Annotated in this window: 28 protein-coding genes; 15 read left to right on the top strand and 13 right to left on the bottom strand. The window is 64.2% G+C overall.

The features are described 5' to 3' along the window. Nucleotides 1-52 precede the first annotated feature (52 nt). Together DBR47_RS24010 and DBR47_RS24005 are read left to right on the top strand one after the other, a co-directional pair. Nucleotides 53-1,252 (top strand): cation:proton antiporter, encoded by a 1,200-nt coding sequence (locus tag DBR47_RS24010; protein WP_124454953.1) that lies wholly within the window; start codon nt 53-55, stop codon nt 1,250-1,252. Beyond that, nucleotides 1,253-2,029, top strand: a complete 777-nt coding sequence (locus tag DBR47_RS24005; protein WP_124454951.1) for an alpha/beta hydrolase — start codon at nt 1,253-1,255, stop codon at nt 2,027-2,029. It abuts the gene before it with no gap. Here DBR47_RS24005 and DBR47_RS24000 read toward each other — a convergent pair. Both DBR47_RS24000 and DBR47_RS23995 read right to left on the bottom strand, forming a co-directional pair. Continuing rightward, nucleotides 2,004-2,696, bottom strand: coding sequence for a DUF1345 domain-containing protein (locus tag DBR47_RS24000; protein WP_231512479.1), 693 nt, complete (start codon nt 2,694-2,696; stop codon nt 2,004-2,006). The genes DBR47_RS24005 and DBR47_RS24000 overlap by 26 nt on opposite strands. A 26-nt stretch (nt 2,697-2,722) precedes the next feature. After that, complete coding sequence (locus DBR47_RS23995; RefSeq protein ID WP_124454949.1) at nt 2,723-3,577, bottom strand: DUF6159 family protein; 855 nt, start codon at nt 3,575-3,577, stop codon at nt 2,723-2,725. A gap of 291 nt (nt 3,578-3,868) precedes the next feature. Here DBR47_RS23995 and DBR47_RS23990 point away from each other — a divergent pair, with 291 nt between their 5' ends. Beyond that, on the top strand, nt 3,869-5,431 hold the full coding sequence (locus tag DBR47_RS23990; protein WP_124454947.1) for a methyl-accepting chemotaxis protein: 1,563 nt from the start codon (nt 3,869-3,871) through the stop codon (nt 5,429-5,431). Between the two features lie 55 nt (nt 5,432-5,486). Here the strand turns inward: DBR47_RS23990 and DBR47_RS23985 are convergent, their stop codons facing one another. Further along, nucleotides 5,487-6,206, bottom strand: coding sequence for a type VI secretion system tube protein Hcp (locus DBR47_RS23985; protein ID WP_124454944.1), 720 nt, complete (start codon nt 6,204-6,206; stop codon nt 5,487-5,489). 199 nt (nt 6,207-6,405) lie between these two features. Here DBR47_RS23985 and DBR47_RS23980 point away from each other — a divergent pair, with 199 nt between their 5' ends. From DBR47_RS23980 to DBR47_RS23940, 10 genes are all read left to right on the top strand, one after another. Then, nucleotides 6,406-6,624 (top strand): molybdopterin-binding protein, encoded by a 219-nt coding sequence (locus DBR47_RS23980; protein ID WP_124454942.1) that lies wholly within the window; start codon nt 6,406-6,408, stop codon nt 6,622-6,624. A gap of 19 nt (nt 6,625-6,643) precedes the next feature. Then, nucleotides 6,644-7,240 carry an alpha/beta hydrolase gene (locus tag DBR47_RS23975; protein ID WP_124454940.1) on the top strand — a complete coding sequence of 199 codons (597 nt, stop codon included), beginning with the start codon at nt 6,644-6,646 and terminating at the stop codon, nt 7,238-7,240. Between the two features lie 42 nt (nt 7,241-7,282). Further along, nucleotides 7,283-7,930, top strand: a complete 648-nt coding sequence (locus DBR47_RS23970; protein WP_124454938.1) for a peroxiredoxin — start codon at nt 7,283-7,285, stop codon at nt 7,928-7,930. A 99-nt stretch (nt 7,931-8,029) separates the two neighbouring features. Continuing rightward, on the top strand, nt 8,030-8,422 hold the full coding sequence (locus tag DBR47_RS23965; protein ID WP_124454936.1) for a DUF2946 domain-containing protein: 393 nt from the start codon (nt 8,030-8,032) through the stop codon (nt 8,420-8,422). A gap of 267 nt (nt 8,423-8,689) precedes the next feature. Then, entirely contained in the window at nt 8,690-8,863 is a 174-nt protein-coding gene (locus tag DBR47_RS24635) for a hypothetical protein (protein ID WP_156089059.1), read from the top strand. Nucleotides 8,864-9,025: 162 nt separating this feature from the next. Further along, nucleotides 9,026-9,883, top strand: a complete 858-nt coding sequence (locus DBR47_RS23960; protein ID WP_124454934.1) for a hypothetical protein — start codon at nt 9,026-9,028, stop codon at nt 9,881-9,883. Further along, entirely contained in the window at nt 9,883-10,158 is a 276-nt protein-coding gene (locus DBR47_RS23955) for a hypothetical protein (RefSeq protein WP_124454932.1), read from the top strand. The genes DBR47_RS23960 and DBR47_RS23955 overlap by 1 nt, the downstream gene beginning before the upstream one ends. A gap of 77 nt (nt 10,159-10,235) precedes the next feature. Beyond that, complete coding sequence (locus tag DBR47_RS23950) at nt 10,236-11,189, top strand: MbnP family copper-binding protein (RefSeq protein WP_124454930.1); 954 nt, start codon at nt 10,236-10,238, stop codon at nt 11,187-11,189. A gap of 16 nt (nt 11,190-11,205) precedes the next feature. Next, nucleotides 11,206-12,393 (top strand): methanobactin export MATE transporter MbnM, encoded by a 1,188-nt coding sequence (locus DBR47_RS23945; protein ID WP_124454928.1) that lies wholly within the window; start codon nt 11,206-11,208, stop codon nt 12,391-12,393. After that, nucleotides 12,374-13,624, top strand: coding sequence for a hypothetical protein (locus DBR47_RS23940; RefSeq protein ID WP_124454926.1), 1,251 nt, complete (start codon nt 12,374-12,376; stop codon nt 13,622-13,624). Before DBR47_RS23945 ends, DBR47_RS23940 begins: the two co-directional genes overlap by 20 nt. A 505-nt stretch (nt 13,625-14,129) precedes the next feature. On the opposite strand, the gene DBR47_RS23935 is transcribed toward DBR47_RS23940, so the two are convergent. From DBR47_RS23935 to modA, 5 genes are all read right to left on the bottom strand, one after another. Next, nucleotides 14,130-14,585, bottom strand: coding sequence for a hypothetical protein (locus tag DBR47_RS23935; RefSeq protein WP_124454924.1), 456 nt, complete (start codon nt 14,583-14,585; stop codon nt 14,130-14,132). Between the two features lie 133 nt (nt 14,586-14,718). Continuing rightward, nucleotides 14,719-15,570 carry a TOBE domain-containing protein gene (locus DBR47_RS23930; RefSeq protein ID WP_124454922.1) on the bottom strand — a complete coding sequence of 284 codons (852 nt, stop codon included), beginning with the start codon at nt 15,568-15,570 and terminating at the stop codon, nt 14,719-14,721. Continuing rightward, nucleotides 15,567-16,238 (bottom strand): ABC transporter ATP-binding protein, encoded by a 672-nt coding sequence (locus tag DBR47_RS23925; protein WP_124454920.1) that lies wholly within the window; start codon nt 16,236-16,238, stop codon nt 15,567-15,569. Before DBR47_RS23925 ends, DBR47_RS23930 begins: the two co-directional genes overlap by 4 nt. Next, entirely contained in the window at nt 16,235-16,903 is a 669-nt protein-coding gene (modB, locus tag DBR47_RS23920; protein WP_124454918.1) for a molybdate ABC transporter permease subunit, read from the bottom strand. The genes DBR47_RS23925 and modB overlap by 4 nt, the downstream gene beginning before the upstream one ends. Before the next feature lie 179 nt (nt 16,904-17,082). After that, nucleotides 17,083-17,862 (bottom strand): molybdate ABC transporter substrate-binding protein, encoded by a 780-nt coding sequence (modA, locus tag DBR47_RS23915; protein ID WP_124454916.1) that lies wholly within the window; start codon nt 17,860-17,862, stop codon nt 17,083-17,085. Nucleotides 17,863-18,101: 239 nt separating this feature from the next. Here modA and DBR47_RS23910 point away from each other — a divergent pair, with 239 nt between their 5' ends. Together DBR47_RS23910 and DBR47_RS23905 are read left to right on the top strand one after the other, a co-directional pair. Then, nucleotides 18,102-18,506, top strand: a complete 405-nt coding sequence (locus DBR47_RS23910; RefSeq protein WP_124454914.1) for a DUF2946 domain-containing protein — start codon at nt 18,102-18,104, stop codon at nt 18,504-18,506. 65 nt (nt 18,507-18,571) lie between these two features. Beyond that, entirely contained in the window at nt 18,572-19,228 is a 657-nt protein-coding gene (locus DBR47_RS23905; RefSeq protein ID WP_124454912.1) for a hypothetical protein, read from the top strand. Here the strand turns inward: DBR47_RS23905 and DBR47_RS23900 are convergent, their stop codons facing one another. From DBR47_RS23900 to DBR47_RS23880, 5 genes are all read right to left on the bottom strand, one after another. Further along, nucleotides 19,229-21,385 (bottom strand): TonB-dependent receptor, encoded by a 2,157-nt coding sequence (locus tag DBR47_RS23900; RefSeq protein WP_124454910.1) that lies wholly within the window; start codon nt 21,383-21,385, stop codon nt 19,229-19,231. Between the two features lie 220 nt (nt 21,386-21,605). Then, a complete protein-coding gene (gene nikR / locus DBR47_RS23895) occupies nt 21,606-22,103 on the bottom strand; it encodes a nickel-responsive transcriptional regulator NikR (protein ID WP_124454908.1) in 498 nt (165 codons plus the stop codon). A gap of 551 nt (nt 22,104-22,654) precedes the next feature. Beyond that, nucleotides 22,655-23,449: a DUF4349 domain-containing protein gene (locus DBR47_RS23890; RefSeq protein WP_124454907.1), complete on the bottom strand. Its 795-nt coding sequence runs from the start codon at nt 23,447-23,449 to the stop codon at nt 22,655-22,657. Nucleotides 23,450-23,621: 172 nt separating this feature from the next. Beyond that, entirely contained in the window at nt 23,622-24,509 is an 888-nt protein-coding gene (locus DBR47_RS23885; protein WP_124454905.1) for a dienelactone hydrolase family protein, read from the bottom strand. Between the two features lie 65 nt (nt 24,510-24,574). Then, a complete protein-coding gene (locus tag DBR47_RS23880; protein WP_124454903.1) occupies nt 24,575-26,428 on the bottom strand; it encodes an amidohydrolase in 1,854 nt (617 codons plus the stop codon). Between the last annotated feature and the right edge of the window lie 183 nt (nt 26,429-26,611).

Below are 26,611 nucleotides of genomic sequence, written 5' to 3'. Positions count from 1 at the left end.
GTGTGCATCACAATCACGCCCCAGTATGCCCACCCCTTGCTGAATTGGACACATGAGCAGCGCCGAAATCTTCTTGATCGCGATGTTGATCATCCTGACTGTCCCCTATTTGGTGTGGCGCCTGTTCAACACCGACTATTTCGCGCCCTTGGTGGTCGTGCAGATCATCACCGGCATCCTGCTCGGCCCAGGCGTGTTGGGGGCGGCCTTCCCGGCCTATTACGACTTCGTCTTCAACCCGACCGTCACCCAGGCGCTCACCGGCATTGCCTGGTGGGCGGTGATGCTGTTTGTCTGGATCGCCGGCATTGAACTCGACCTGCGCGCCGCCTGGACGCATAGGCGCGAGAGCGGCATCACCGCCGGCCTGGCCTTGGGCGCGCCCCTGGCCCTGGGTTGCGCGGCCGCCGGCCTGCTGCTGACCACGCCGGGCTGGATGGGGCCCAAGGCCCTGAGCTGGCAGTTTGTGATGGGCGTGGGCATGTCTTGCGCCGTCACCGCCCTGCCCATCTTGATCTTGTTTCTGGAAAAGCTGGACATCCTGCGCCGCCCCCTGGGCCAACGCATCCTGCGCTATGCCAGCGTGGACGATATCGCCATCTGGGGCGTGCTGGCCCTGATCCTGATGGACTGGCAGCGCATCGGCAAGCAAGCCGTCTTCATCCTGGCCTTTGTCTTGCTGGGCGCGGGATTTCGCTGGCTGATGAAGCGCCTGAGCCCCAGCGACCGCTGGTATGTGGGCCTGATCTGGCTGGTGCTGTGTGCCTTCGGTGCCGACTGGTCGGGCCTGCACTTCATGGTGGGCGCCTTCCTGGCCGGCGCCATCATCGACGCCGACTGGTTCGACCAAAAGCAGCTGGACAGCCTGCGCCACCACGTCTTGCTGGTGGTGATGCCGGTGTTCTTCCTCAGCACCGGCCTGCGCACCCAATGGGGCGTGGGCGGCAGCGCCGTCTTCCTGGCCGCCGGCTTGCTGCTGGTGGCTTCGGTGGCGGGCAAGCTGCTGGGCGTGCACCTGGCCGGTCGCATCCTGGGCTGGCAGCGTGGCGAGGCCTCGCTGATCGGCTGGCTGCTGCAGACGAAAGCCTTGATCATGATCATCTTCGCCAACATCTTGCTGGACAAACAAATCATCACCCACTCCACCTTCACCGCCCTGCTCCTGATGGCCGTGGGCAGCACCATGCTGACGGTGCCGGTGGTGACGCCGATGCTGAAGAAGATGGGGGCGGTGTTGGGGCGGAGCAGCTGAATGGGGCCGACGCTTGGGCTCGCGCGGCTGACTGCGGCCCTGGTTGCCTGCTTAGCCTTTTCCTCGACCTTTGCGGGCGAGCGCGAAGAGTCCCTCCTGCTGCACGATGTCAGCCGCCAACGCGATGTCCCGGTGCAGCTCTATCACCCACCGACCGAGGTGGCTTGCCAAGCGCCGGGCGAATGCCCCGTGGCATTGCTCAGCCCCGGCTATGGCGAGAGCCATCTGGCCTACTCTTTTCTGGCCAAGGCCTTGAACAATGCTGGAGTTCTAGTCGTCAGTCTGCAGCAAGACCTGCCGAGCGACGCGCCCCTGCCCAGAGAAGGCGATCTGCTGACTCTGCGTGCCCCCTTTTGGCAAAGAGGCGTCGACAACCTCTTGTTCGTGCGCGCCCAATTGCAGCATCGCTTTCCTACCTACAACTGGGCTCAGCCTCTGCTGGTGGGGCATTCCAATGGCGGCGACACGGCGGTCTGGCTGAGCCATCGGCACCCGAACATTCCAGCGGCCTTAATCACCCTGGACCACCGCCGCGCACCGCTCTTGCGGGCGCAACGTCCCCGCATTCTGTCCATCCGCGGCTCAGACTATCCGGCCGATCCTGGCGTCCTGCCCACCGCGGAAGAGCAGGCCCGCTACGGTCTGAGCATCGTCGAAATTCCAGACGCCAAGCACAACGAAATGGTGGACGACGGCCCCGAGGCTCTCAAGCAAGCCATTGCCAAGCTCTGCCTGGCGTTCTTGCAATCCCTCAGAACAAACTCGCCCCGATATTGATCAGCAGCGCCAGCACCGTCGTGTTAAACAGATAGGCCAGGATGCAGTGCAGGCTGCCGATGCGGCGCAGGGGCTTGGAGACAAAGGCCACATCGGCCGTCTGGCCCGAGGTGCCGATGACGGCGGAGAAGTAGAAGAAGTCGCCATAGTCCGGTGCCGCCTCGCCGGGGAACTGCAAGCCGGGCGGGTGGCCGCGATCCAGTTCGGCGTAGTACTCATGGGCATAGTGCAGGGCAAACATGACCTGGATAAAGGCCCAAGAACTCAGCACCGTGTAGCCGGCCAGGGCAATGTGCAGGCTTTTGAGCAGGCCTTGCATCTCCTTCACCACCGCCAGCTCAAAGGCAATGGCCGCCAGGCTGGCCAGGGCCGAGACCACCACCATCGCCAAGATGAAGAGCTGCCCCTCGTCCTGCAGCTTGGCGCGGCTGCGCATGCGCCCGTGATCGGAGCGCATCATCATCCAGACCGCCAGGGCCAGGTACAGCGTCGTGCCCACATTCCAGGCGATCAGGCTGCAGGTAACGCCGCGCAGCGTCAGCAGCTGCGACAGGAAAATCCCCACGGCCAGGGCCAGAGCAGCCGCGATGAACAGGCGAGGATGCGAGCGCAACATGCGGCCCAGCGTGGCAGCGGGTCGTGGCGAGGGTGGCGTGCGGCCGGGCATGGGCGTTGGCTGGCGCCGCAAACCGCTCAGCGCTTGGGCGCGAAGGCCTGCTGCAAGGCCTGGCCGTCAAAGCCCTGGCCGATTTGGCCGGTGGCGGCATAACGGTAAAGCGCAGCGGCATAAATGCCGGTCAGCGCCGTCTGCACCAGGGCCGTCAAAGCCACGGCGGCCAAAGTCAGCAGCAAGGCCAAGGCAAAAGCCAGGCCGCTGCCGCTGGACAAGGCCGCCATGACCAGGGCCACGCCCGCGATCACCACCACAAAGTGCAGCACGGTGAAGACCACGCCGATACCGGACTGCCCCACCACGTTCTCGCCCCAGGTCTTCTTCAGAATGCCGGCGCTCTCCTTCACCGCATCCACCGGCCCCACATCGCGGCTGACCAGCACGGGCACGACCAGAAAGGTGGCCAGGGTCCAGCCCACGCCGAGCAGGCCGACGATCAGGCGGCCGATAAAGCCCACCCGCTCCTGAATCATGCGCAAGACCATGCCCACGGTGGCGGCGATCACCGCGTAGCCCAGGATCTGGCCGAACTTGCTATTGGCAATGCGCAAGCCGTCACCCACCGTGGGCGAGCCGCCATCGAAGCGAATCAGGGCCGCGCCGATCAGGGCGGCATTGAAGAAAAAGATGATGAAGTACAGGCTCACATAGAACAGAAAACCCAGGCCGTAGGCCGCCGCCGGTGCGCCATTGCCTTGGCCATGCGTGAGGCCGTCCAACCAGCCCAGGCCAAAAACAGGCAAGGCAAAAGCGGCCACCAGGACCACGGTGGCCAGGGCCGAAATCAAGGGAAAAACCAGCAGCTGACGGTCTTGCTTCAGGACTGCGGCACTGGCCTTGACCAGGGCCCAGCTGCGGGACAGACGTTCAAACATAGGAATTCCTCCGAAAGACGTTTTTGTGGGTGAGCCCGGCGGTGCCGAATGGTCTTTGCCTGCGGCACCAGAGTCCGGGTCAACTTCGAGCCAGCGGCCTCGCAAATCGCCAAACGAGTGTAGCGGCGGCTTGTGCGCATTTCGAAAATCAGCGCGCTTTCGCCCATCGGTGCGGGCTGCGCCCGAAGTGATGCAGGCACGCCAAATGCGCTTGATTCCCCCGCCAGTTCCAGACTTGCATAGCCAAGCCCATGCCTAAAGTCCGCCACTTCCCGCAGTAGATATCCCCGCATGAAAAACAACCAGCCCGTCAGCCAACGTGAGTACCCCTTCCCCAAGGGCAAGACACTGGTCTCCACCACCGATCTACAAGGCCGCATCCAGCACTGCAATGCCGCCTTCGTCGAAGTCAGCGGCTTCAGCCGCGAGGAGTTGCACGGCCAACACCACAATCTGATCCGCCACCCCGATATGCCGGAGGAAGCCTTCCGCGACCTCTGGGCCACCATCCAGCAAGGCCAGCCCTGGTCAGGCATGGTGAAAAACCGCCGCAAGGACGGCGACCACTACTGGGTGATGGCCAACGTCACCCCGCTGATGGAACAGGGCCGGCCGGTGGCCTTTATGTCGGTGCGCACCGAACCCAGCCGGGCCCAGATCGCCGCCGCCGAAGCGCTGTACGCCCGCATGCGCGGCGAGCGCGAGAGCGGTGAGCGCGTCCATGTGCTGCGCCAGGGTCAGGTCTTGCGACGGGACTTGGCTGGCCGCCTGGCCACCTGGACCCGCCTCGGCCCCAGGCTGGGCCAGTGGATGCCGCACGCCTTGATGACGGGCGCCGCCATGCTCGCCGGCCTCTGGAACGGCCCCCTCGCGCTAGAGCTGCTGCTCTTGCTGGGCCTGAGCGTGCTGACCGCCGCCCTCGCCCATCGCCAGACCCAGAAGGCCATCCAGCCGGTGCTGGACTATGCCCACCAGGTAGCGGCCGGTGACCTGAGCACCAGCCTGCCGCGCAGCGGCCATGCCTTGACGGCGGAGCTGGAGACCGCGCTGAACCAGCTCTCCGTCAATATCCGCGCCATCGTCTCCGACACCCGCAGCGAGCTGGAGAGCATGAGCCAGACCATGCAAGCCATCGCCCAGGGCAATCAAGACATGGCCCGCCGCACCGAGGCCCAGGCCGCCAGCCTGGAGCAAACGGCCGCGGCCATGGAGCAGATCACCGGCACCGTGCGCAGCAGCACCGACACCGCGGACCAAGCCAGCGGCGTCGCCGCCGCGCTGACCGAGATGAGCGAACACAGCGCCGAGGTGGTGCACCACGCCACCCACAGCATGGGGGCGATCTCGGGCTCGTCCAAGCGCATCGGCGAGATCATCCAGGTGATCGACAGCATCGCCTTTCAGACCAATATCCTGGCCCTCAATGCCGCCGTGGAATCGGCCCGCGCGGGCGAGCATGGGCGCGGCTTTGCCGTCGTAGCCAGCGAGGTGCGGGCCCTGGCCCAGCGCAGCTCGGAGGCGGCGCGTGAGATCGCCCGCCTGATCAGCGACTCGGCCGACAAGGTCAGTGAGGGCGAGCGCCAAACCAGCACCGCAAGGCTCAGCATCGACAAAACCCTGGACTCGGTCAAACAGTTCAACGGCTTGATCGGCCAGATTCATCACAGCGCGCGCGAGCAACTGCTAGGCATCACCCAGGTCAACCAAGCCATCGGTCAAATGGAAGCCATCACCTTGCAGAACGCCAGCATGGTGCAAGAGCTGGCCAGCTCGGCGCAGGACTTGTTGGGGCAGGTGGACGAGGTGAATGCCTCGGTGCGGGTGTTCCGCCTGGCGGGCAGCCGGCCGCGCTGAGAACGCTGGCAGCCTGTTGCCCGCCAATCACGCCATCCATCTATCCATCCGTCGATCAGCCTGCGCTGCGGCGCTGCCGCCAAGCCAGGCCGCCCAGCCCCAGCAGCAGCAAGCCGGCGCCGGAAGGCTCAGGCACAGCAGCCGCTGGCATGGCCAGGGCCAGGCCCTCCAGCACCAGCGGGTCGCCGCTGAACACCGGCGTCGATTGGCCGGTCATGAAGTTGAAGCTGCCGTTCACCCAGGCACCCCAGGCGCCCTTGCTGTCTTGCTGGCGGTAGGACAGGCTCAGCTTGCTGAAACTCAGTCCGCCGTTCAGCAGCGGCGAGCTGCCGGCCGAGGCCGAGGTCTTGAGTTCGGTGAGATAGGCCGGCTCGAACAAGAGCTTGAAGTAGTCCTGATTGCTCCCCGTATTGCTGCTGCGAGCCACATCCAGCTCGGTGGACTGCAAGCCCTTGCCCTGCACCATGGACAAGAAAAGCGGCACGAAGCTGCCATCCACCGTCTGGCTCCACTCGAAGGGGCCGTGCTGCGGCTTACCGCTGCCACCACCGCTGCTGGGCGCGGCCGCCGTCAGGTCCAGAGACCAAGCGCTGGCGATGCTGAAATCCTTGTGATTGACGTCGGTGGAGCTGCCCTTGATCTGCGCCCCCGTACTGTCAACAAACTTGACGAAGTAACTATCGGCCTGAGCCTGGCCGGCGGCGAGGCTGGCCAGCGCCAATAGCAAGGGGCGCAAGTGGCGCAAGAGGCGGCGGGGGGATGTGCTGGTCTTCATGGTCTGGCCCTCGGGTGATGGGTGAGTGAATGAACCGACCGATGCGGCATGTCGGCATCTCAAGCAGACGTGAATCCGCGCTCAAACAGGACAAGCCGGCCCCGCTTATGCGCGGGCCGTATGTCTAGCTGCATTCCTATTCCTTGGCCACCCGAAGCCGGCCACCTAAGCTGCAAGCACAACAGCAAGGAGAGGTCGCATGAGCATCAGCGCCATCAATGTCCGCAACCAGTTTCGCGGCACGATCAAAGAAGTCATCGAAGGGCCCGTGGTCTCCGAGGTCGATGTGATCACCCCCTCGGGCTTGATCGTCACATCGGTCATCACCACCCGCTCGGTCAAGGAGCTGGGCCTGGTGGTGGGTAAGGAGGTGGTGGCCTTGGTGAAGTCCACCGAAGTCTCCATCGCCACGCTCTGAGGCCGGCCGAGCCCCTCCCATGGCCAGCAGCCCTTACCGCGCCCCACGCCTGCTGATCGTGCCCGGTCTGCGCGACAGCGGTCCCACGCATTGGCAGACCTGGTTGCAGCAGCAGTACCGCGACGCCCGCCGCGTGGTGCAACGCGATTTCAGCAACCCCGATCTGCTGCGCTGGGCCGAGCGCATCCATTCCACCCTGGACCATGCCGGCGAGGGCGAATGGATCGCCGTGGCCCACAGCTTTGGCTGCCTGGCCCTGGCTCGGCATCTGGCCGACCACCCCGATTCACCCATACGCCAGGTGCTCTTCGTGGCGCCGGCCGAGCCCGACAAATTCGGTCTGGCCGAGCTGCTGCCTCACCACGGGCTGGGTCGGCCCAGCACCTTGATCGCGAGCCAGAACGACCCCTGGATGAGCGCCTCCAGTGCCCTGCGCTGGGCCCATCGCTGGGGCAGCAATTTCTCCAATTTAGGCCCCGTCGGTCACATCAACAGCGAAGCGGGCTTCGGCCCCTTCCCGCTGGCCAAACGCTGGGTGGACGCGGCGCGCGAACGCGCCGCCCGTGAACACCGCCCGGCACACGCTAGTTTTCAAGAATGGTCGTTCGCAATCTAACTTTCAATTTCAACTGACACCAACCAACAGGGAAACCACCACATGCCAAGCCTGCGCCTGGGCGACCTCGCCCCCGACTTTGACCAAGACTCCAGCCAAGGCACCATTCATTTCCACCAATGGCTGGGCGATAGCTGGGGCGTGCTGTTCTCGCACCCCGCGGACTTCACCCCCGTCTGCACAACCGAGCTGGGCCGCACCGCCAAGCTGAAGGACGATTTCGCACGCCGCAATGTGAAGGCGATTGCCCTCTCGGTCGACCCTGTTGACAAACACCATGCCTGGATCGCCGACATCAACGACACCCAGGGCACCGAGGTCAACTTCCCCATCATTGCCGACGCCGACCGCAAGGTCTCAGAGCTGTACGACCTGATCCACCCGAACGCCAACGCCACCGCCACCGTGCGCTCACTCTTCATCATCGACCCGGCCAAGAAGGTGCGCCTGATCATCACCTACCCGGCCTCCACCGGCCGCAACTTCGATGAGATCCTGCGCGTCATCGACTCCCTGCAGCTGACCGAATACCAGAGCGTGGCCACACCGGCCAACTGGAAGGACGGCGACGACGTGGTCATCATCCCATCGCTGCAAGACCCCGAGGTTTTGAAGCAGAAGTTCCCGCAGGGCTGGGACGCGGTGCGGCCTTATCTGCGCTACACCTCCTTGCCCAAGCAGGCGGCGTAAAAAGGGCACGGAAAAACAAACGCCTATCGCTTGATTTTCTTCAAGGCCAAGAGTCTTTCTCTCGCTGAGGCTGGCTTGGCCTTGCCCTAGAATGATTTCATGCCCTTCAGCCAAAAGATCAAGACTCTGATCTCGTGGATTGCCTCTTGCGCGATCCTGCTGATGGCGCTCGCCCCGGCACTTTCACATGCCTTGCAAACCAAGGCACCGGCAGGCTGGGTCGAGGTCTGCACCTTGGCAGGCACCAAATGGGTCAAGCTGGACGGCAGCAGCACCGGCTCCTCTGAGCAAGAGCAGCCCGGTAGCACCAGCATGAAGCACTGCCCCTGTTGCGCCAACCCGGCGCCTAGCCTGGGCCTGCCACCCACCTCCTCAAGCAGCACCCCGCTGCTGCACCTGGGCTTTGCCGTGCCCGAGCTATTCCTGCTCGCGCCGCGCCCCCTCTTTGCCTGGGCACCCAGCCAGGCCCGCGCCCCACCCCTGAACGTCTGAACCGACAAGAGCTGCACCGTTTGACGCGCAGGCGTTGACGCGTGCACGGGTTCATGTACTCGCGCCTAGGCCCGAGGGAAGCTCTGCACAAATCAGGCTGGTCCGGGACAGCGCGGAATCGGGCGGTCTGCAGCGTTGCAGTTCTCGCCAATAGCTACGGCTATTGGCTTCAAACTGCGCCTTGCATCCCATCCCGATCCGCACTACCCGGCCTCACCCTGATTTATGCAGAGCTTCCCTAACTGCCTGCGCGATGGGGATTCCATCATGTCCACTGTTGACGCGCTTTACTGGCGCGAATTTGACCTGGCCTGGCGGCCCGCACTGGGTTGGCTCATCGTGGCGGCGGCGATCTGCGCTGCGGCCATGACCCTGAGCCTCAGCCGACCTGCGCCGCTGGTCCTCAAGCCCGTCGCCTCACAGCCCACAAGCCTGCGCTGACCGCAACTCTGCGGTCGAACGGCGCGCCCCTGCGCGCAGGCACGCACGGCCCACGCACGCACTCAAGCTCGCTCGCAGGCTTGGCTGCGGCGTGGCCCTCGTTCACGCCTTCCCTCACTGATTGACTCGTCCATTCACTGATTCATTCACCGAACTTTCACCATGACCAACAAAACTTTCATCCCGTCCGCCCTGGCACTCGCCGCCACACTCGTCCTGTGTGGCCAAGCCAGCGCCCACATCGCCATCAGCAATGTCACCCTGCCCATCAGCGCGGCCGGTCAAGCAACTTATGGCATTGCCAACACCAGCAGCGAGATCTTGCTCAATGTGCCGCACGGCTGCACGTCGGCCGAGAGCCAGCCCAGCTATAGCGGCCCCAATCTGGACACCACCAAGATCGAAGTCACGGTGCCCGCCGCCATCGTCGCCGCCACCACCGTGGCCTCGCTGCGCCCCACCATGGACGGCTTGTTCGGCACCGTGCAAGTCGGCAGCCCCGACGCCAATGGCAACGTCAAGCTGAGCTGGACACGCAAGCTCAGCGCTATCGGTGAAGCCAATGCCACGACCAGCGACAACCAGCTCTACAAGATCAGCCTGCGCCTGAAGTTCCCGGCCGTGGCCTCGGCCACCGACTTCTCCATCAAGAAGTACCAGTTCCTGACGGTGCAAACCTGCAAGAGCAATGGTGTGGACTATGTGATGGACTGGGGCACGGCCAACTCGCCCAGCGTCATCGTCTTCCCTGATCGGCGCAAGGGCTTCAACAAGTTCACGCTAGACGCCTCCACCGTGGGCGACTTCACCACCACCGGCACCAACACCTTGGCCTCCAAGCTGAAGAGCTACTTCGGCGACGCCGCCATCGTCTGGGTCAGCAAGGCCGGCTACAGCGCCAATCCCAACACGGCCGCCAAGATCACAGCCTTGGCCGCCAAGGACACGGCTTACAGCGATTTGGGCGCTAAGGCCGGCGGCGTGATCACCGCCACCGACACCATCTGGGTGAAGTACTGATGGACGCACGACGCCGCACCCACAGCCCCGCCCTGGCCGCCATTCTGCTGATCAGCGCCAGCCTGCTCAGCGCTTGTGACGACGGCTACGAGGCGCCCACGGCCACGCCCGTCCCCGCACCCGCCCCGCCGCCACCGGCGGCGCAAACCCTGTTGGGCGCCGATCTGCTGCCACCGGACGACGCGATTGCCATCGCCGCCGGCCTGACGGCGGCCGATCTGCCGCCCGATGCGGCCGCCGCCCTGGCCGACGAAGACCTGGCCCCAGCCACTTAAACCCGCTAGCAAGACCTGGCCCCGGGAGAGGGACGCCCCTCTCCCCTCCCCCCTTTTCAAACCCTCGAATGCAAATCATGAAACAACTCAAAGCCCCCAAACCCTTTTATTTGATTGCCCCCCTGGCCATGGCCCTGGCCGCCTGCGGCGGCGGCGGGAGCAGCAGCGACGCCCCAGCACCCGCGCCGGCCCCTGCCCCCACACCGGCCGCACCCATCGCCATCAGCATCCCCTTCATCGCCGTGGCCAATAACGCCAACACCCCGGTGACTTGCGAGTCGGGCCTCAAGGCCCAGGGCAGCACGCCGACCGATGCGCAGCTGGCCGATTTGCGCTTCTATCTGACCGACATCGCCCTGGTCAATGACAAGGGCGAGACCGTGCCCGTGACCCTGGACGCCAATGAATGGCAGCTCACGAGCGGCAGCGATAAGGTGGTGCTGATCGACCTGGAAAACGGCAAGGGTGGCTGCGCAGCCGAAGGCACGGCCACCACCAACGCCCTGATCAAGGGCACCGTGCCGGCCGGCAGCTACACCCAGCTCAAGGCCACGGTGGGCGTGCCCGAAAAGCTCAGCCACTCCGATGTGATGGCCGCCAAGGCGCCGCTGGACCTGATGGCCATGGGTTGGTCCTGGCAGGCCGGCCGCAAATTCGCCAAGATCGAATTGAACCCGGTGGGCGGCGTCAGCACCCCTTCGGGCGGCAGCACCAGCATCGTGTCCACCTATTTCCTGCACCTGGCCTCCACCAACTGCACCGGCCCCGGTGACGGCAGCGACACCTGCGCCAAGAAGAATCTGGCCCAGTTCGCCATTCCTTTCAATCTGAGCACCCAGCAAGTGGCCATTGACCTGGGCAGCATGTTCAGCGGTTCAGACATCCGCAAGAACCAGAACGAGGCGGTGGGCTGCATGTCGGCCACCAGCGATCTGGACTGCCCGGCCATCTTCGGCAAGTTCGGTCTGGACTTGGCCACAGGCGGTAACGCGACGACGGCGCAAAGCGTGTTCCGCGCCATCGCCAAGTAAGTCGGCGCTAGACATCATGAATCCAGCCAAGCAAGCAGCGACGCGAGCCTGGCTGCCCCTCTCCCTGGCGCTCTTGCTCAGCGCCTGCGGAGGCGGCGGCAGCGGCGGCGTGACCGTGGTGGACACCACGCCCGCCCCGGTGGGCAGCAACTGGCAGTGGCAACTGCCCAGTTACTTTCCAACCCCCAAGGTGCCCGACGACAACCCCATGTCGACAGAGAAGGTCGACCTGGGCCGCCATCTCTTTTACGACCGCCGCCTCTCCGGCAACGGCACACAGGCCTGCGCCAGCTGCCATCTGCAAGCCCTCGCCTTTACCGATGGCAAGGCGGTGTCCAAGGGTTCGACCGGCGAGTTCACGCCGCGCAGCGCGCAAGGCCTGGCCAATGCGGCCTACCACCCCACGCTGACCTGGGCGAACAAATCGCTGACCAGCTTGGAGCAACAGTTCTCGGTGCCGGTATTTGGCATCAACCCGGTCGAGATGGGCATCACCGACGCCAACAAGGGGGAGGTGCTGCAACGCATCAAGGACCAGCCGCTCTACCAAGCCAAGTTCGCCGCCGCCTTCCCCGGCACGGGCGAGGCAGCCATCAGCTGGCCCAATATCACCAAAGCCGTGGCCAGCTTTCAGCGCTCGCTGATCTCGGCCAATAGCCGCTACGACCAGGCTCTGCAAGGCAAGACCACGCTGAGCGAGCAGGAGCAACGCGGCCAGCGCCTGTTCTTTGGTGAGAAGGCCGAGTGCTTCCACTGCCACGGCAGCTTCAACTTCAACGACCAGGTGATGCATGCCAACACCCGCGTGCTGGAGACGCCCTTCCACAACACCGGGCTCTACAACATCGGCGGCACAGGTGCCTTCCCCATCCCCAACCGCGGCCTGTTCGAGGCCACCGGCGAGGCCAGTGATATGGGGCGCTTCCGGGCGCCCAGCCTGCGCAATGTGGCGCTCACCGCGCCCTATATGCACGACGGCTCCATCGCAAGCTTGGAAGAAGTATTGGACTTCTACGCCGCCGGCGGCCGCAACATCAGCAGCGGCCCCTACGCAGGCGACGGCCGCCAGCACCCCAACAAGAGCAGCCTGGTGGCGCAGATCAACCTCAGCGCCCAAGACAAGGCCGATCTCGTCGCCTTTTTACGCACCCTGACCGACGAGGAATTCATCACCTCGCCCAAACATGCCGACCCCTTCAAATAAGCAGCGCTTACGCCCCCTCGCTGCCGCCCTGCTGCTGGCCTTGGCCTGCAGCCATATGGCCCAAGCCCATGACGGTGACCACGACGAACAAGCCCCCGCCAGCCCCGGCCTGCGCCTCAGCGCCGCCGCCGTGCTCAGCAGCCTGCGCGCCTCAGACCCCTTGCCCTCGCAAGGCCTGCCCGGTTATCTGATGCGCGGCGACCCCGGCGTCGACCTGCGCGGCGGCCAGTTGGAGCATGCCACGGTGGGCCTGGGCTATCGCTTCAATGAGGCCTGGAGCGCCGACCTCGCCGTCGGCGCCCATGGCCGCGACCCGCTTCATCTGGAGGCTGCGGCCCTGCGCTGGCAGGGCCAAGCGCAGGGCTGGGACTGGGCCCTGAACCTGGGCCGCCAATCCCCCGCCCAAGGCAGCGTGATCGGCCCGGCCGGCCATCTGGACCGCTTTGGCCTGATGCCCCTGGCCAAGCAAGCCCAGACCGAGGGCGACTGGCTGGCCGATGGCGCACAACTCACTCTCCTCAAACGCCTAAGCGCAGGCCTGGCCTGGCGCGCCGACCTGGGTCTGTGGACCGGCCGTTACGTCAGCGGCGGCATGTTCCCGGCCGGCCAAGACAGCCCACCCGCGCCCAGCTTGCATCTAGGCCTGCAAGGCGAGGCCAGCCACGGCAACTGGACGCTGGACGGCTTCGCCTCGCCGCAGCGCGTGCGCGCACGCGGCGCCCGCTTCATCAGCAGCACGGGCGCGCACAGCCACAAAGCGCCGGTCTGCGACGCGGCCTTGAGCCAGGTCGTTTGCTTTGATGGCGACTCGCGCCTGTGGGGCCTGAGCGCCAGCTGGGCCGGCCGCCAAATCCCTTTGAGCCTCAGCGCCGCCCTGCTGTGGCGTGAGGAGTCGGGTGACTTGCTGTCCAGCAATGGCGCGGGTGCATACCAGGGCCACAACCGTGGAGGCTGGCTGCAAGCCTTGTGGCGCATCAATCCCGCCTGGGAAACCGGCCTTCGGCTTGAACGCCTGAGCAGCACGCAAACCCTGACCGGGCCGGGCGCCAATCTGCTGGCACTCAACGCTGGTTTTGATCGTTATGCACCGCTGCAGCGCAATGCTTGGATGCTGGGCTATCAGTACAACCGGGCCTTGGGCTTGCGAGTGGAGGCAGGGCAAGAGCGGGCGGGGTCGGGGGGCGCGGCGGTGTCGTTCGCGGCGGTGCGATTGGTGTTGGCATACCCGTAGGGCGGCTCGAGATCCGGCATGGGCCTTGGCGACCAATGGAGATGTCCGGTCTCGACCCGACCTACGAAGCTGCCGAGCATGCTCTCGCTTGGGATTTCATCCCTTCAAGCCGATGCGCAGCGAGGCGTGACAGTTTTCAATCCCGTTGAGACTGGATGAGGAGCGGGAGGTTGGCTGGGCGTCGCGAAGCGACTTCGTGAACTGACTTAGCGCCCCTTGTTTGAACGGAGCGAAGCGCATTGAGTTAGGCGAGGCCCAGCAAACCTGAGCACTGAGGCTGCACCGCGCAAGCATCGCTTGCGACGCCTATCGAAGGCCCAAGCGCATGCAGGCGCGTGGGCGCACTCCCGGCTGGGCTTTGGAAGTGGATCAGGTCTTGCCTATAGATTAGAAACTTGATCCCTGACACGCAGATGAGCCAGCGGACGTAGCGGCCTAACCAGGTAGATCTGAGACCTAGCCCCTAGCTTGGGCTTGGCTCGCCGTCGTTCAGATCAGCATAGGGTTAGAGCTCGATCTGAGCTTGAGCAGATGCCGCCTGAACCGCGATGACGGCGCCGGACACGAATTCGATGGCGGTGAGCCAATTCGGGTCTGACTGCTGATTCGACTCGACCTCAAAGACGCCATCCGCCCAATCTTCATCCGTCCAATAGCCGATTGAATTCACGCAGTCATCCTCGGTGAACGGGTTTGCGGAATCACGTGGTTGAAATCGAAACTCACTGACCACTTGAAACTCTATGCTCACGCTCGCAGGCGTGCCAATACAAACCCACTCGCCCGGCGAACGCCGCCAACGCAAAACAAGCGTTCGGTACTCAAGCGAGTAGTCAAAACCTACAAAAATGAAATCATTGTGGAGGTCCAGTTTGTGCAGTGACTGCACAAGGTAAATCCCCTGTGAAATTTCAAAATCACACTGCATACGCACCCCAAGGTCGATAGCCGGCGACTTCACTGCTGCACATCGTATGTGGACCATTCGAAGCCAAAAAATATGCCTTGCTTCATGAACTTGCAAACCCCGCAGTGCATCTTCAGGCTTTGGATTGGATCAGCGAAACAAAGAAGCACGCAGGTCTCGACCCGCCCTAGGTCGACACACCCAGAATGACACTGGCCGCATTGAAGACCGCCACCGCCTCGGCCCCCACCGCCAGCCCCAAGTCCTCAGCGCCTGCTTGGCTGACGATGGCGGCCACCGTGCCGCCACCGGGCAGGGTCAGTACCACCTCGTTGTTGACCGCGCCCTCGACCAATCGGCTCACGACGCCGCGCAGCTGATTGCGGGCCGAGAGGCGCAGGCCACCCGCCTCAGCTTCGGCTCCGTCCACCACCAACACAATCGACGAGGCCTTGACCAGTGCAAAGGCCTTGGCCCCCACAACCAACCCCAGCTCTTGCGAGCTTTCCCGCGTAACGGTGGCCACCAGGGTTTGGCCGCCGATGATGCTCAGCTCAATTTCGTCGTTCACGGCGCCGGTGCGCAAGGCCGTGATGGTGCCGGCGAATTGGTTGCGGGCGCTGGTCTTCATGGCGATGCTCCCCATCAAGGCGTAGTCGGCGCTGAGGCCTTGGGACTGTTGATTGAGGCGCGCGACAAAGCGCGTGTGCTCTTGCTGGATCAGCTCGTAGTTGCGCAGCAGTTGGGCGCCGCGCTCGGTGAGGCGGGTGAAGCCCCCGCCCTTGCCGCCCGCCACCCGGTCCAGCAGGGGCTCACCGGCCAGATTGCTCATCTGCTCGATCGCGTTCCAGGCACCTTTATAGCTATAGCCCACGGCCTTGGCCGCGTGCGTCAACGAGCCCAGGCGAGCGATCTCGGCCAGCAGGGCGAGTTGCCTGGCACCAGCCAGATCCTGGCCTTGCAGGCTCAGGCGCAGCTCGGCGGCGACGCCCAGCTGCATGGGTTTGCTTTTCTTCTTGCTGCTGCTCACGCTGCTCATGACTGGATGCGCCCCTCGGCGATCAAGAGCTTGGCCTGGCCGAAGCAGGCCAAGTCCTCGGGGTCATGCGTGATCATCAGCATGGGGATTTGCAGGCGATCCAGCAGGGCCAGCAGTTCCTCGCGCATGCGGCCGCGCAACTCGGGGTCGAGGGCGGCAAAGGGTTCGTCCAGCAGCAGGGCGCGCGGCTGGTTGACCAGGGCCCTGGCCAGGGCCGTGCGTTGCCGCTGGCCGCCGGACAACTCATGCGGCCGCTGCCCCGCCACCGCCTCCAGCTCAAAGGCTTGCAACCAACGCTGCACCTCGGGCTCGGCCACGGCCGCAGGCGGATTGAGCCAGCCACGCCGCAGGCCAAAGGCAATGTTCTGCCGCACATTCAGATGCGGGAACAAGGCGTAGTCCTGAAACAGATAGCCAAAGCCTCGCTTGCGGCTGGGCACCTCCAGGCCCTGCTTGGCATCGAACAAGGTCTGGCCTTGCGCCAATATCTGGCCGGCATCTGGCTTGAGCAAACCCGCAATCGCCTGCAGCGTCAGGCTCTTGCCCGCGCCCGAGGGGCCGTAGATGACGGTGCGCTGCGCCTCGGTCTTGAAGCGCACGTCCAGTTCAAAGCGACGAGCGCCGCTGCGCACCGTCTTTTGAATTTGCACATCAAAAACTGCGCTCATGCCAGCGGCCTCGCAGGGGCCAGCCGCCCGGCCGAGAGCAGCACCAGGATGCAGGTCAGCGAGGTGATCAGCACCAGGAAGTTGGCCGTGTCGTCCTGCCCCGCCTGCACCGCCTCGTAGACCGCCACCGACAGGGTTTGCGTACGGCCCGGGATGCTGCCCGCCACCATCAGCGTGGCGCCAAACTCGCCCAGGGCGCGGGCAAAGGCCAGCAAGACCCCCGCCAGAATGCCGCGCCAAGCCATGGGCAGGCTGACGCGGAAGAAAACAGCCCACTCGCCCAGGCCCAGCACACGGGCGGCCCGCTCCAGCTGCGGGTCCACACCCTCAAAGGCGGCGCGCGCCGACTTCAGCACCAGGGGAAAGGCGACCAGGGTGGCGGCGATGACCGCGCCCTGCCAGGTGAAGATCAGCTGTATGCCAAAGTGATCGAACAGCCAGGCCCCCAGCGGCCCCTGCTTGCCTATCAGCACCAGCAGGTAGTAGCCCAGCACGGTGGGCGGCAAGACCATGGGCAGGGTCAGCACGGCGTCCAGCAAATCGCGGCCAGGGAAGCGCCAGCGGGCCAGGGCGAAACCAGCGCCCACGCCCAAAAAGAGATTGAGCAAGGTGGCGCAGCCGGCCACCTTCAGGGACAGGAGCAGGGGAACCCAGGCAGCGTCCATCGGTTCAGCGATCCACTTCGAGAACGTGGATTGCGGGCCGAGCGCCGGGCCGCTCCCAAGCCGGCCCGCGCTGGTGATGCTTGGCGGCCAAGCCGCCAAACATCGCCGTCCCCCCGGGGGACCGACTGGGCTCGCCTGCGTTCAGCAAGGCGAGACTGGGCGAGGGGCTCAAATCCACCTCAGGGTTGCTGGAAGCCGTAGCGAGCCAGCACGGCTTGACCGGCAGGTGACAGGACATAGGCGATGAACTTGCGCGCATCCACCGCGTTGGCACCGCCTGCCATGGCCGCAATCGGGTAGCTGATGGGCGTCTGCGTTGGCACGCTGAACAGGAGCTTGACCTTGTCTTTCTGCACCGCGGCATCGGTCGCGTAGACAAAGCCCGCCTCCACCTCGCCGCGCGCCACATAGTCCAGGGCCTGACGCACGTTCTGGGCGTAGACGGCCTTGGGCTCGACGGCGGCCCAGAGCTTGGCTGCCTCCAGCGCCGCCTTGGCATAGCGGCCGGCGGGCACGCCCTCGGGCTTGCCCAGGGCGATGCGCTTGAACTCGGGGCTGGCCAGGTCTGCCAGGCTCTTGGCCTGCGGCCCGCCTTGCAGGGGGCTCACCAGCACCAGGCTGTTGGCCACGAAGTTGTGACGGCTGCCGGACTGGAGGAGCTTTTGCTGCTCGGCCTTGTCCATGGTCTCTTGATCGGCCGTGGCCAACACATCGACCGGTGCCCCGCGCGCGATTTGCGCCAGCAAGGCGTCGGAGGCGGCGAAGTTGAAAAGGAGTTTGGTGCCCGGGTGCTGGGCCTCAAAAGCAGGCGCCATCTCCTTGAAAGCGTTGCTGAGGCTGGCGGCGGCCGAGACCGTCAGCTCCGCCGCCTGGGCGGAACCCATGGTCGCGGCCACCATGGTGGCCAAGATGAGTACAGCGCCGTGGCGCAATGCCTTGAACCGAGAGGCGAGAGTCATACGAGTGCTTTCCTGTGAGGCGGCGGCAGGCCTAAAAAGAGTGGGACGGTCTTGCTGAAAGTCGCCGGAAGTCAGCACCGGGACCGAAATATACATTGCTACACAACGCACCTGTTTTCTCGCCTTGGCCTGGGCGCGAAAAAGCGATGTTTGCTTTGCTCTAGATCAAGCCAAAGCAAGCTTGCCTGCCTACACTCAGCCGCCTGCCCTCATTTCCTGTGGATCGTTCTCGCCCCGGTATGCCCAAGCTCCTGCTTCGTCGCTGGTTGATCAGTCTGGCCATCCTGGCGCTGCTGATGAACGCGTTCGCGCCTTCGATATCGCAGGCGCTGGCGGCCCAAGCGAGCCCAAGCAATGGCAGCTGGGCCGAGGTTTGCTCCAGCCAGGGGACTCGCTGGGTGCAGCTTGAACCCGGCGATACAGATTCGGTTCCCGAGCCGCCCGGGGTCGTCAAGCATCAAGCGGCTTGCGACTACTGCCTGACGCATGCCGCCTCCTTTGCCCTGCCGCCGCCCGCAGGCGCGGGGCCACCCGCCCGCTTCGATGCCGCGACGCGGCTTACCCTGGCCGAGCCGGGCCCGGCGCCGGGCCTGAGCCGCAGTTGGGCCTCACCCGCCGTTCGGGCGCCGCCCGCAGTCTGCTGAATGCCGTAGCAACGACGTTTGACTGACTGAGAAACGGGCCTGCGCTGCAGGCCGACGGAGGCCTCATGAGTTTTGCAACCGATCTTGATTCGAGCGACGGCCAAGCCGTCTATGTGCCAGCAGGGGTGGCCTACCCATTGCCGCCAGGTGGCGGGCTGTGGCGTTTGCGCAGCGGTGCCATGCGCCTGGACTGCCCCCAGCAAGAAGGCGAGAACTTGGTCAAGGGCCTGGCCCTGCCCGGCGACTTGCTGGGCATCGAGGCGCTTTGCCCAAACGGCCTGCCCGCCCAATTGCGGGCCCTGACCGCCTGCCGCTTGCAGCCGGTGGCGCTGGCCGATGACGCAGCAAGCAGCGCCCTCTTGCTGCAAGCCTTGTCGCAAAGCCAGCGCCAGCAGCGCGATTTTGCGCAGCTGCGCACCGGCCCGGTGGGCGAGCGCATCAAGGCCTTGCTGCTGATGCTGACCCGCGGCGAAACCACGCCCGAGGCCTGTACCCTGCCCGCCTTGCGCGAGATGGCAGCGCTGATCGACTCGGCGCACGAGACCATCTCGCGGGTGATCAGCAGCATGTTGAGGTTAGACCTGCTGCAAGACCGCCGCCCCACCAGCGTGCGCGTCAATCGCCAGGCCCTGCATGGCTTCCGGCCCACGCCCAGCATGAGCTCCAGCAATGCGGCAGCCCTGTTGGGTGTGCGCAAACGCGCTGTGCACGAGTTGCTCTGATCAGAACTGCGCCTTCAGCGTCAGCCGCAGGCTGCGCGGCTCACCCGGGTGGACGACCTTGTCGTTCACCGGCGCCGTCTCACTCTTGAGCTGGGTGGCGTAGAAGTACTCGATATCGTTGTAGCGGCGGTCAAAGAGATTGAGCGCGTCCAGGCTCAGCTCCATCTTGGCGCCCAGCTTGCGGGTGAGGCGCAGATTGGCGATCAGAGAGGCTTCGGAGCGCATGCTGTTGTCGGCACTCAAAGGCCCGCTACCGATGTAGCGGCCGGTGAGGCTGGCGGACCAGGGGCCGATGTCCTTCAGCGTCACCGTGCCGGTGATGACTTGATCGACCGAGTTGGGAATGTAGCGGCCGACCGTGATGTCGTCGCTCTCATCGTTCTTGAAGCGCGCGTGCGTCCAGGCCAGGTCCAGGTCCAGCTGCAGCCAGGGCGCGGGCAGCCAGTGGTTGTTCCACTCCACACCCCAGCGGCGGCTGGGGCCTTGGGCGCTGGTGGTGCCGGCATCGCCGGTGTAGGTGAGCTCGGAATCGAAGTTCAGCTGCCACAGAGACAGCGAACTCTGCAGGCCCGGCAGCCATTCGCTGCGCATGCCGATCTCGCTACCCATGGCCTTGACCAAGGGCTGCACCCGCTCTTGCGCCTCGCCGGTTTTGGGGTCGACGGCGGCCGTCATGCCGCGTGCGTCATTGCTATGAAAGCCTTGACCGGCATTGACGAAGAACTCGGTCTTGGACCAAGGGCCAAACACCAGCGAGAGCTTGGGTGAAAGCAAGGTCTGGCCGGCCCGGCCGGAGTTGAGCGGTTCGGTGAGGCTGTTCACCCGCGCGTCCATGCGGTCCAGGCGCAGGCCCAGCACCGAACGGAATTTGGGCGACCACTCGACACCCGTCTGGGCATAGAGGCTGGCCAGGCTTTGGCGCAGCTCGTCCTCGCGGGTGGTGGCGATCAGGGCGCGGGCTTGGCTGTCATACAGGCCCACGCGGGCATCGTCCACCCGCAGCTGCAGGCCCAACTCGCTGCGCGCATCCAGGCCCCCGAGCTTGTGTTGCAGGGCGCGGCTGGCCGAGAGGCCGTAGACATTGCGTCTGTCCTGCTGTGAGAACTGGTCGCCGGTCTCGGGCCTTTCCATGGCATAGGTGAAGTTGGAGAAGAGCTTGAGCCGGTAGTTCATGGCATAGGCCGCCAGCTGGGTGCTGCCGCCTTGCGCGTCACTGTCATGCCATTGCAGGGAAACACTGCTGCGCTGGCTCTCGCCGCCGTCCGTGGGGTCGATGGCATCGAAGCGGCCAAAGGGCTTGCCCTCGTAACTGCCGGCCTCGATCAAACGCAGGGGCACTTGGTCGGTGGAATTCCACTTCGCGTCATAAGCCATCAGGGTGGCCGCCCAGCCGGAGCGGGCGTCGCCACTGCTCAGGGTGAGCAAGCCATTGTTGCGGCGCAGGCCTTCTTTCAGCGTCCAGGGGCCGTCATTGCGCATCAGCTCCGCAGCGCCAAGCAAATGCAGACCCGCACCCACCTCGGCCGAGCCCGCCGCCAGGCCACGCCCATAGCCATGGCCACCCAGCGTCAGCTGCACAAAGGGATCGCTGAGACGACGCAGCAAGCGCATATCGGCCGAACCGGCGGCGGCAAAGTCGCCATTGGCGGCAAAGTAAGGCCCTTTGCGATAGTCGATGCGCTCGACCAACTCGGGGATCAGAAAGTTCAGGTCCGAATAGCCCTGGCCATGGCCGTGGCTGGGCATATTGACCGGCAGGCCATCGACGGTGGTGGCGAAGTCGGTGCCATGGTCCAGATTGAAGCCGCGCAAAAAGTACTGATTGGCCTTGCCATCGCCCGAGTGCTGGGTCACGACAAGACCTGGCACCGTCTCCAGCACCTCACCCGGCCGCAGCAAGGGCCGGCTCTTCAACAGCTCGGCCCGCACCACGCCTTGCGAGGCGGCGTCCGAGCTGCCGACCGCGTTGTCGTAGTGGCGGCCGCTGACCTCGACCTTGTCCAGCACGCTTGCTGCGGCCAGCAGTTGCGCTTTGCTCAGCTCCTGCCCGCTTTTTTGTTGAGCCTGCAGCGTCGTGGCGCCAAACAGCAAAGCGGAGGCAATCGCAAAGCGCGAAAGCGCTGGCTTGGGAAGTTTGGTGGAGTGATTGAAGTTCATGAAGCGCCTTGACCGAGACAGTCTTTGTAACTGAGGTTCATGACCGTATGACGAAAACAAATTTCCTCATACAAGAATCATGCCCGATCAACAAGGAGCCCGAAACCAGCCAGGCTGGCCGCCCACAGGCCGCCAACCCAGGGTTGCTGCTGAGCCCAGAAGTTTGCGGCACACCCTCACATTGGCATACAAACTCCCAGTGCGGCCTAGAAATCAGGCCTTACTTCCCTTTCGCCGGAGAAACCACCTTGTCAGGCGTCTTACCGAGTTTCTTGAGCTTGGCGGGCGCCGGATGGTCATGGCCATGGGCGTGCCCAGCAGCCACTGGCACCAGATGCAAATTCCCATGACTGACGCCGGGCTGGGCCATGACGGATTGCGCAAAGGCCTGCACCTGATCGCTGCGGCCACGCAGGATCACGGTCTCCACGCAATGGTGATGATCCAGATGGGCATGGGTGGTGGCCACGGTCAGCTCGTGATGCGCATGCTGCATCTCGGTCAAACGCAGGGCCAGCTGGCGTTGGTGGTGGTCGTAGAGGTAACTCAAGACCGCGACGCAAGGCCCTTGCGGCTGCTTGGCAATATGGCGCTCACCCAGGTCTTGGCGTAAGAGGTCGCGGAAGGCTTCGGAGCGGTTCTCGTAGCCGCGCTCTTGCACCCAATGCTCAAACGCATGGGCCAACTCATCATCCAGCGACATGGTCAGGCGTTTCATCAAAAGTCCTTTTCCTGCAGCAAGCACGCGCCGCAAGAGCGCCGCACGAATTCATGCCAAGGATAGCTGCGAGTTCAAGCTTGCGAGGTTTTGCACAAATGCGGAGTTGAGAGCCAAGCAGCAAATCAGGTGCCCCGCAAATCCGCGCAAGCCCTGGACCCAAATTGGAACTGTTCTTGAACGCCAAGAACTCAGTAGGCATCGATGAGTCAAGTCAGTGAGGAAAGACCTCGTGAAACATCCGCGCTTGGAGCTCAGTTTATTGGCCTCGCCTATGCCTGCCGAGCGCAAAGATCGGTCTGGGCGCTGTTCGTGCAAGCGGCCAAGAGGATCATGGAACGGTAGGAGGTCAGATGACATTGCTTACCGCCTGGCAGTTTGCCATCGGCTTGAATGCCTTCAACTCGGCCCTGAAGCCTGCGCCTACAAAGTGGGCCCGCAACTGCTCACAGAAGGCGGCCCCGATCTCGTCAAGCACCTGGGCGCAACGAGCAAGGAGGTCCTTCCGGCCTGCAAGCCAAGCCATGAGTCAAGGCGGGCAACCATCGCTCTTACTGCTTGCGCCTGCGCCAACGCAAGACCGCCCATACCAAGCCCGCCAAGACCAAGAGCCAAGGCAGCAGATAGGCTAGCGCCGTCACAAAACCCGCGAGCCCGCGTGACAGGTCTTCACCAAAATCGCTGAAGGCGCGTTGCAGCGGGCTTGTCGCTCTGCGCAGCTCAGGATCGCGGATATAGACCTGCAAGGTTTGTGTATCCACTCTTTGCTGCAAACGCGCTTGCGCCGTGGCGGCGTCGTCCAGCTCGCTCTGCACCTGAGCCAGCTCGTGGCTGACCTTGATCAAGGCGTCCACATTGCCAGCGGCGCGATTGCTCAAGGCTTCGAGCTTGGCGCGGTAGTCCTTGAGCATGGCCAGCTTGCGGGCGCCATCCGACAAAGGCGCGGCCAGATCTTCGGCATGAGTCGAAAAAGAAGTCAGCTTGCCCTGGGACTTGAAGCGCTCCAGCACGGTCTGAACGCCTTGGGCCGTGGCGCGAATCTTGAGCGAGGCCGTGGCCTCCTTGCCCGTGGCCACGCTCATCTCCAACAGCACGCATTGCTGGCTTTGAGCGATGGACTGGCAGGTCTGTTGACCGGCCCTCAGCAGCGGCTCCCGCTCCACCTCTGGGGCGACCAGCTCGGCGATATGCGCGTAGGCCAGCCGAGCCTCAGGCGGCGCCGCGCGCTCCTCAATCACCTTGGTTTCGATGGGGCCGCCGGAACCGGTTGAATCAGCGCCCCGATGATTGCAGCCCGCCAGGCCCGAACCGAGGAAAAGTAAAAGGGTAAAAAGCACTCGTTGCATGGGCGGCAGTGTCGCATTGCGAGTAGGAAACTGCGGGCCGATTCCGGCTCAATCACGCAATATTCACACTCATGTTTGCACTGGCAAGACCTGGCACTTTCGAGCCCAAGCATGCTGTCTTTCCGCAAGAGGCCCAGGCATGGCGCGCGACTGGCTCTCGCCGACCCGCGCTTTAGCCCAGCTTCGCCCTCAAAAATTCCACTGTCCGCTGCCAAGCCAATGCGGCCGCCTTGGCATCAAAGCGCGGCGTCGTGTCGTTGTTGAAGCCGTGCTGAGTGCCCTCGTAGACGAATGCCTCGTAGCTGACGCCGGCCGCTTTCAAGGCCTGCTCGTACTTGGGCCAAGCAGCGTTGATGCGCTCGTCCTGGCCCGCATAGTGGATCAGCAGGGGCGCTTTGATCTTGGCCACTTCTTCCACCGGCGGCTGGCCGCCGTAAAAAGGCACGGCGGCGGCCAGATCGGGGATCTGCGTGGCCAAGTAGTTAGCAACACCACCTCCGAAACAAAAGCCCACCACGCCGACACGCCCATTGCCCTCGGGCAGGCTTTGCAAGGCCTTGGCCGAGGCGACAAAATCGGCGCGGGTCTTGGCGGCATCCAGCTTGGGGAAGAGCTCGCGAGCCTTGTCCTCGTCACCCGGGTAGCCACCCAGGGTGAACAAGGCGTCCGGCGCGAAGGCCAGGAAACCATCGAGGGCCAGGCGGCGCGTGATGTCCTCGATATGCGGGTTCAGGCCCCGGTTCTCATGCACGACCAGGACGACGGGCAGCTTGCCTTTTGCATTGGCAGGCTTGGCCAGCAAACCCCTCACCTTGCCGTTGCCGGCCGGCGAATCAAACTCTTGCCAGCGCGTCTCAATCCGCTTGTCATCAGGCCTGACCTGTTGGGCCACGGCAAAGCGCGGGCTCAAGGCCGACAAGGTAGCCGCCGCTGCGGCCGCGCTGCCCAGATGGGTTTTGGCTTGATCCAGAAACGCGCGGCGGCTGACATCGCCATGCACAAACTTGTCGAACAAGGCGAGGATTTGCGGGGAGAAGTCCTGGGAAGTGAGTAGGCTCATAAAGGCTTCCAAATTTGTTAGCACAGGGAAACGGGGCCAGCAGACCAGCATGCCAGGAGCAGAGCCTATGGTTCTATCGCACTGGCGACATGGCTGTCTTCTGCATGCCCATGCACCAGCCCCGCCAGCGTCAGGCTGCGCGCCGCGGCGGCCAGGCAGGCGTCCGAGGCCAGGCAGCTGCCGCTCGCCTGGGTCTGGCTGCCCAGGGTGTAGACCTGGCGATCCTGTTTGATCGCGCCGGTCACCGTTAGGTTGGCGAGTTGCTCACGCGGAATCTTCAAGGGATTTTTGTCCAGCAGGGTGAAGTCCGCCAGCTTGCCAACCTCGATGGAGCCTTTGTCCTTCTCCTCGAAGTATTGATACGCCGCCCACAGGGTCAGGGCCTTCAGCCCCACCAGGGGCGTAACCCGTTGATCGGCACCCAAGACCTGGCCCGTGCGGGTGCTGCGGTTGACCGTGGCCGAGAGCACGCGGATGGAGCTGGGCAAGGCCACCGGCGCGTCGTGATGCGAGCTGAAGATCATGCCGCGCTCCAGCGCCCAGCCGGTGGGCGAGATGTTCTGTGCCCGCTCATTGCCCAGCACCGAGTCGCGGTGCCAATCGCCCCAGTAAAAAGTGTGCATGGGGAAGAAGCTGGGCATGATGGCCAGGTCGTGAAAGGCCTGCACCTGATCAAAACGCGCCGTCTGCGCATGAATCGCCACCGCGCGGCGATCGGCCCGGCCCAGCTTGGCCTCGGCCTTGCGCACGGCAGCGATGTATTGATCAATGGCCGCATCGCCGTTCACATGGGCCAGCACCTGCCAGCCCTTGCTGAAGGCACGCTCCACCAGGGCGTCCACATCGCTATCGTTCTTGTAACTGGGGTAGCCGGCATAGTCGGCCGACTGGCCTTCGGGCACTTTGTAATAGGGCTTGCTGAGCCAGGCCGTCTTGCCCTGCGGTGAGCCGTCCAGATTGAGCTTGACCCCGCCCACGCGGAAGTGGCCTTGGTAGGCGCGCGAGGTCCAGGGGCTGTCCATAGAAGACTCGGCCGTGGCCATATCGGCATAGGCCACCACATCGACCAGCAGGCCGCCTTTTTTCGCCAGCTGGGTGAATGTCTTGATGGTGGGCGCGGAGGCACGGCCTTCTTGTGCGGTGGTGTAGCCAAAGCGCAGATACAGATCTTGTCCGGCCTTGATCATGGCCTCGTTCTCGGTCTCGCCGAGCTTGCTCTGCAAGGGAAAGAGCAGGGTGAACAAGGCGTTTTCTTCCAACACACCGTTGGGCTCTTGCGAGCCCTCGCGGCGGCGTATGGTGCCGCCGGGCGGGTTCTTGCTGTTCGCGTCGATCTTGAGCAATTCCAGGGCCTTGCTATTGACCGCGCCCAGATGGCCGCTCTGGTGAATGACCAGCACCGGCACGTCCTTGGAAACCTGATCCAACTCGTCCCGCGTAGGATGGCGCTGCTCGGCCAGCTGCGAGTCGTCATAACCGAATCCGATGATGAAGCCCATTTTCTGCGTGATGGCATTGGGCTTGGCATCGCGCAAGGTCTTCAGCAAGCTGGGGATGTTGTTCACCGCGCCATCGGGTGCGGGCAGCAAATTGGCCGAGGCCGCCTGGAAGCCCACATTGGCGATATGCCCGTGGCCATCAATAAAGCCAGGCAGCAAGACCTGACCCTTGAGGTCCACCAGCCGGGTCTTGGGGCCTTTGAGCTTGAGCAGCTCATCGCGATCACCGACCTTGAGGATGCGGCCCTGGCGCACCGCCACCGCCTGGGCTTCGGGCTGCAACTCATTGATGGTGACGATGTCGCCGCCCAGATAAATCGTGTCCGCCAAGACAGGCTTGGGCGACGCGGCCGAGGCGGCACCCCAGGCACTGAATAGCAGCGCAGCTGCGAGGGCGAGCGAAGTCTTGGGCTGAGTCATGAACAACACCTCATTTGGAAAAAAGGATAGGAACCAGAAGTCTGCGCGCGCCATCATAGGTCGCGCCCAGCCGAGGCAAACCCTAGTGCAAATACCGGCTATGGATATGAACAAGGCTTTGTTCCCGGCGTGACGCTCGCGCCCTAATCTTGCGTACATGCCATCGGCCAAGGGAATCGAAAG

Source organism: Paucibacter sp. KBW04, from assembly GCF_003852425.1.
Classification (GTDB): Bacteria; Pseudomonadota; Gammaproteobacteria; order Burkholderiales; family Burkholderiaceae_C; genus Paucibacter_A.
This window is presented reverse-complemented; position numbering and strand designations above follow the sequence as displayed.

Excerpts from the sequence above, each read along its gene's own strand:
- DBR47_RS23960 (WP_124454934.1), top strand. The coding sequence starts at position 9,026 with ATGACCAACAAAACTTTCATCCCGTCCGCCCTGGCACTCGCCGCCACA.
- DBR47_RS23880 (WP_124454903.1), bottom strand. The coding sequence starts at position 26,428 with ATGACTCAGCCCAAGACTTCGCTCGCCCTCGCAGCTGCGCTGCTATTC.
- DBR47_RS24010 (WP_124454953.1), top strand. The coding sequence starts at position 53 with ATGAGCAGCGCCGAAATCTTCTTGATCGCGATGTTGATCATCCTGACT.
- DBR47_RS23985 (WP_124454944.1), bottom strand. The coding sequence starts at position 6,206 with ATGAAGACCAGCACATCCCCCCGCCGCCTCTTGCGCCACTTGCGCCCC.
- nikR (WP_124454908.1), bottom strand. The coding sequence starts at position 22,103 with ATGAAACGCCTGACCATGTCGCTGGATGATGAGTTGGCCCATGCGTTT.
- modA (WP_124454916.1), bottom strand. The coding sequence starts at position 17,862 with ATGACTCTCGCCTCTCGGTTCAAGGCATTGCGCCACGGCGCTGTACTC.
- DBR47_RS23945 (WP_124454928.1), top strand. The coding sequence starts at position 11,206 with ATGAATCCAGCCAAGCAAGCAGCGACGCGAGCCTGGCTGCCCCTCTCC.
- DBR47_RS23950 (WP_124454930.1), top strand. The coding sequence starts at position 10,236 with ATGAAACAACTCAAAGCCCCCAAACCCTTTTATTTGATTGCCCCCCTG.
- DBR47_RS23990 (WP_124454947.1), top strand. The coding sequence starts at position 3,869 with ATGAAAAACAACCAGCCCGTCAGCCAACGTGAGTACCCCTTCCCCAAG.
- DBR47_RS24635 (WP_156089059.1), top strand. The coding sequence starts at position 8,690 with ATGTCCACTGTTGACGCGCTTTACTGGCGCGAATTTGACCTGGCCTGG.
- DBR47_RS23890 (WP_124454907.1), bottom strand. The coding sequence starts at position 23,449 with ATGCAACGAGTGCTTTTTACCCTTTTACTTTTCCTCGGTTCGGGCCTG.
- DBR47_RS23980 (WP_124454942.1), top strand. The coding sequence starts at position 6,406 with ATGAGCATCAGCGCCATCAATGTCCGCAACCAGTTTCGCGGCACGATC.
- DBR47_RS23965 (WP_124454936.1), top strand. The coding sequence starts at position 8,030 with ATGCCCTTCAGCCAAAAGATCAAGACTCTGATCTCGTGGATTGCCTCT.
- DBR47_RS24000 (WP_231512479.1), bottom strand. The coding sequence starts at position 2,696 with ATGCCCGGCCGCACGCCACCCTCGCCACGACCCGCTGCCACGCTGGGC.
- DBR47_RS23900 (WP_124454910.1), bottom strand. The coding sequence starts at position 21,385 with ATGAACTTCAATCACTCCACCAAACTTCCCAAGCCAGCGCTTTCGCGC.
- DBR47_RS23885 (WP_124454905.1), bottom strand. The coding sequence starts at position 24,509 with ATGAGCCTACTCACTTCCCAGGACTTCTCCCCGCAAATCCTCGCCTTG.
- DBR47_RS23970 (WP_124454938.1), top strand. The coding sequence starts at position 7,283 with ATGCCAAGCCTGCGCCTGGGCGACCTCGCCCCCGACTTTGACCAAGAC.
- DBR47_RS23910 (WP_124454914.1), top strand. The coding sequence starts at position 18,102 with ATGCCCAAGCTCCTGCTTCGTCGCTGGTTGATCAGTCTGGCCATCCTG.
- DBR47_RS24005 (WP_124454951.1), top strand. The coding sequence starts at position 1,253 with ATGGGGCCGACGCTTGGGCTCGCGCGGCTGACTGCGGCCCTGGTTGCC.
- modB (WP_124454918.1), bottom strand. The coding sequence starts at position 16,903 with ATGGACGCTGCCTGGGTTCCCCTGCTCCTGTCCCTGAAGGTGGCCGGC.
- DBR47_RS23975 (WP_124454940.1), top strand. The coding sequence starts at position 6,644 with ATGGCCAGCAGCCCTTACCGCGCCCCACGCCTGCTGATCGTGCCCGGT.
- DBR47_RS23955 (WP_124454932.1), top strand. The coding sequence starts at position 9,883 with ATGGACGCACGACGCCGCACCCACAGCCCCGCCCTGGCCGCCATTCTG.
- DBR47_RS23925 (WP_124454920.1), bottom strand. The coding sequence starts at position 16,238 with ATGAGCGCAGTTTTTGATGTGCAAATTCAAAAGACGGTGCGCAGCGGC.
- DBR47_RS23940 (WP_124454926.1), top strand. The coding sequence starts at position 12,374 with ATGCCGACCCCTTCAAATAAGCAGCGCTTACGCCCCCTCGCTGCCGCC.
- DBR47_RS23930 (WP_124454922.1), bottom strand. The coding sequence starts at position 15,570 with ATGAGCAGCGTGAGCAGCAGCAAGAAGAAAAGCAAACCCATGCAGCTG.
- DBR47_RS23995 (WP_124454949.1), bottom strand. The coding sequence starts at position 3,577 with ATGTTTGAACGTCTGTCCCGCAGCTGGGCCCTGGTCAAGGCCAGTGCC.
- DBR47_RS23905 (WP_124454912.1), top strand. The coding sequence starts at position 18,572 with ATGAGTTTTGCAACCGATCTTGATTCGAGCGACGGCCAAGCCGTCTAT.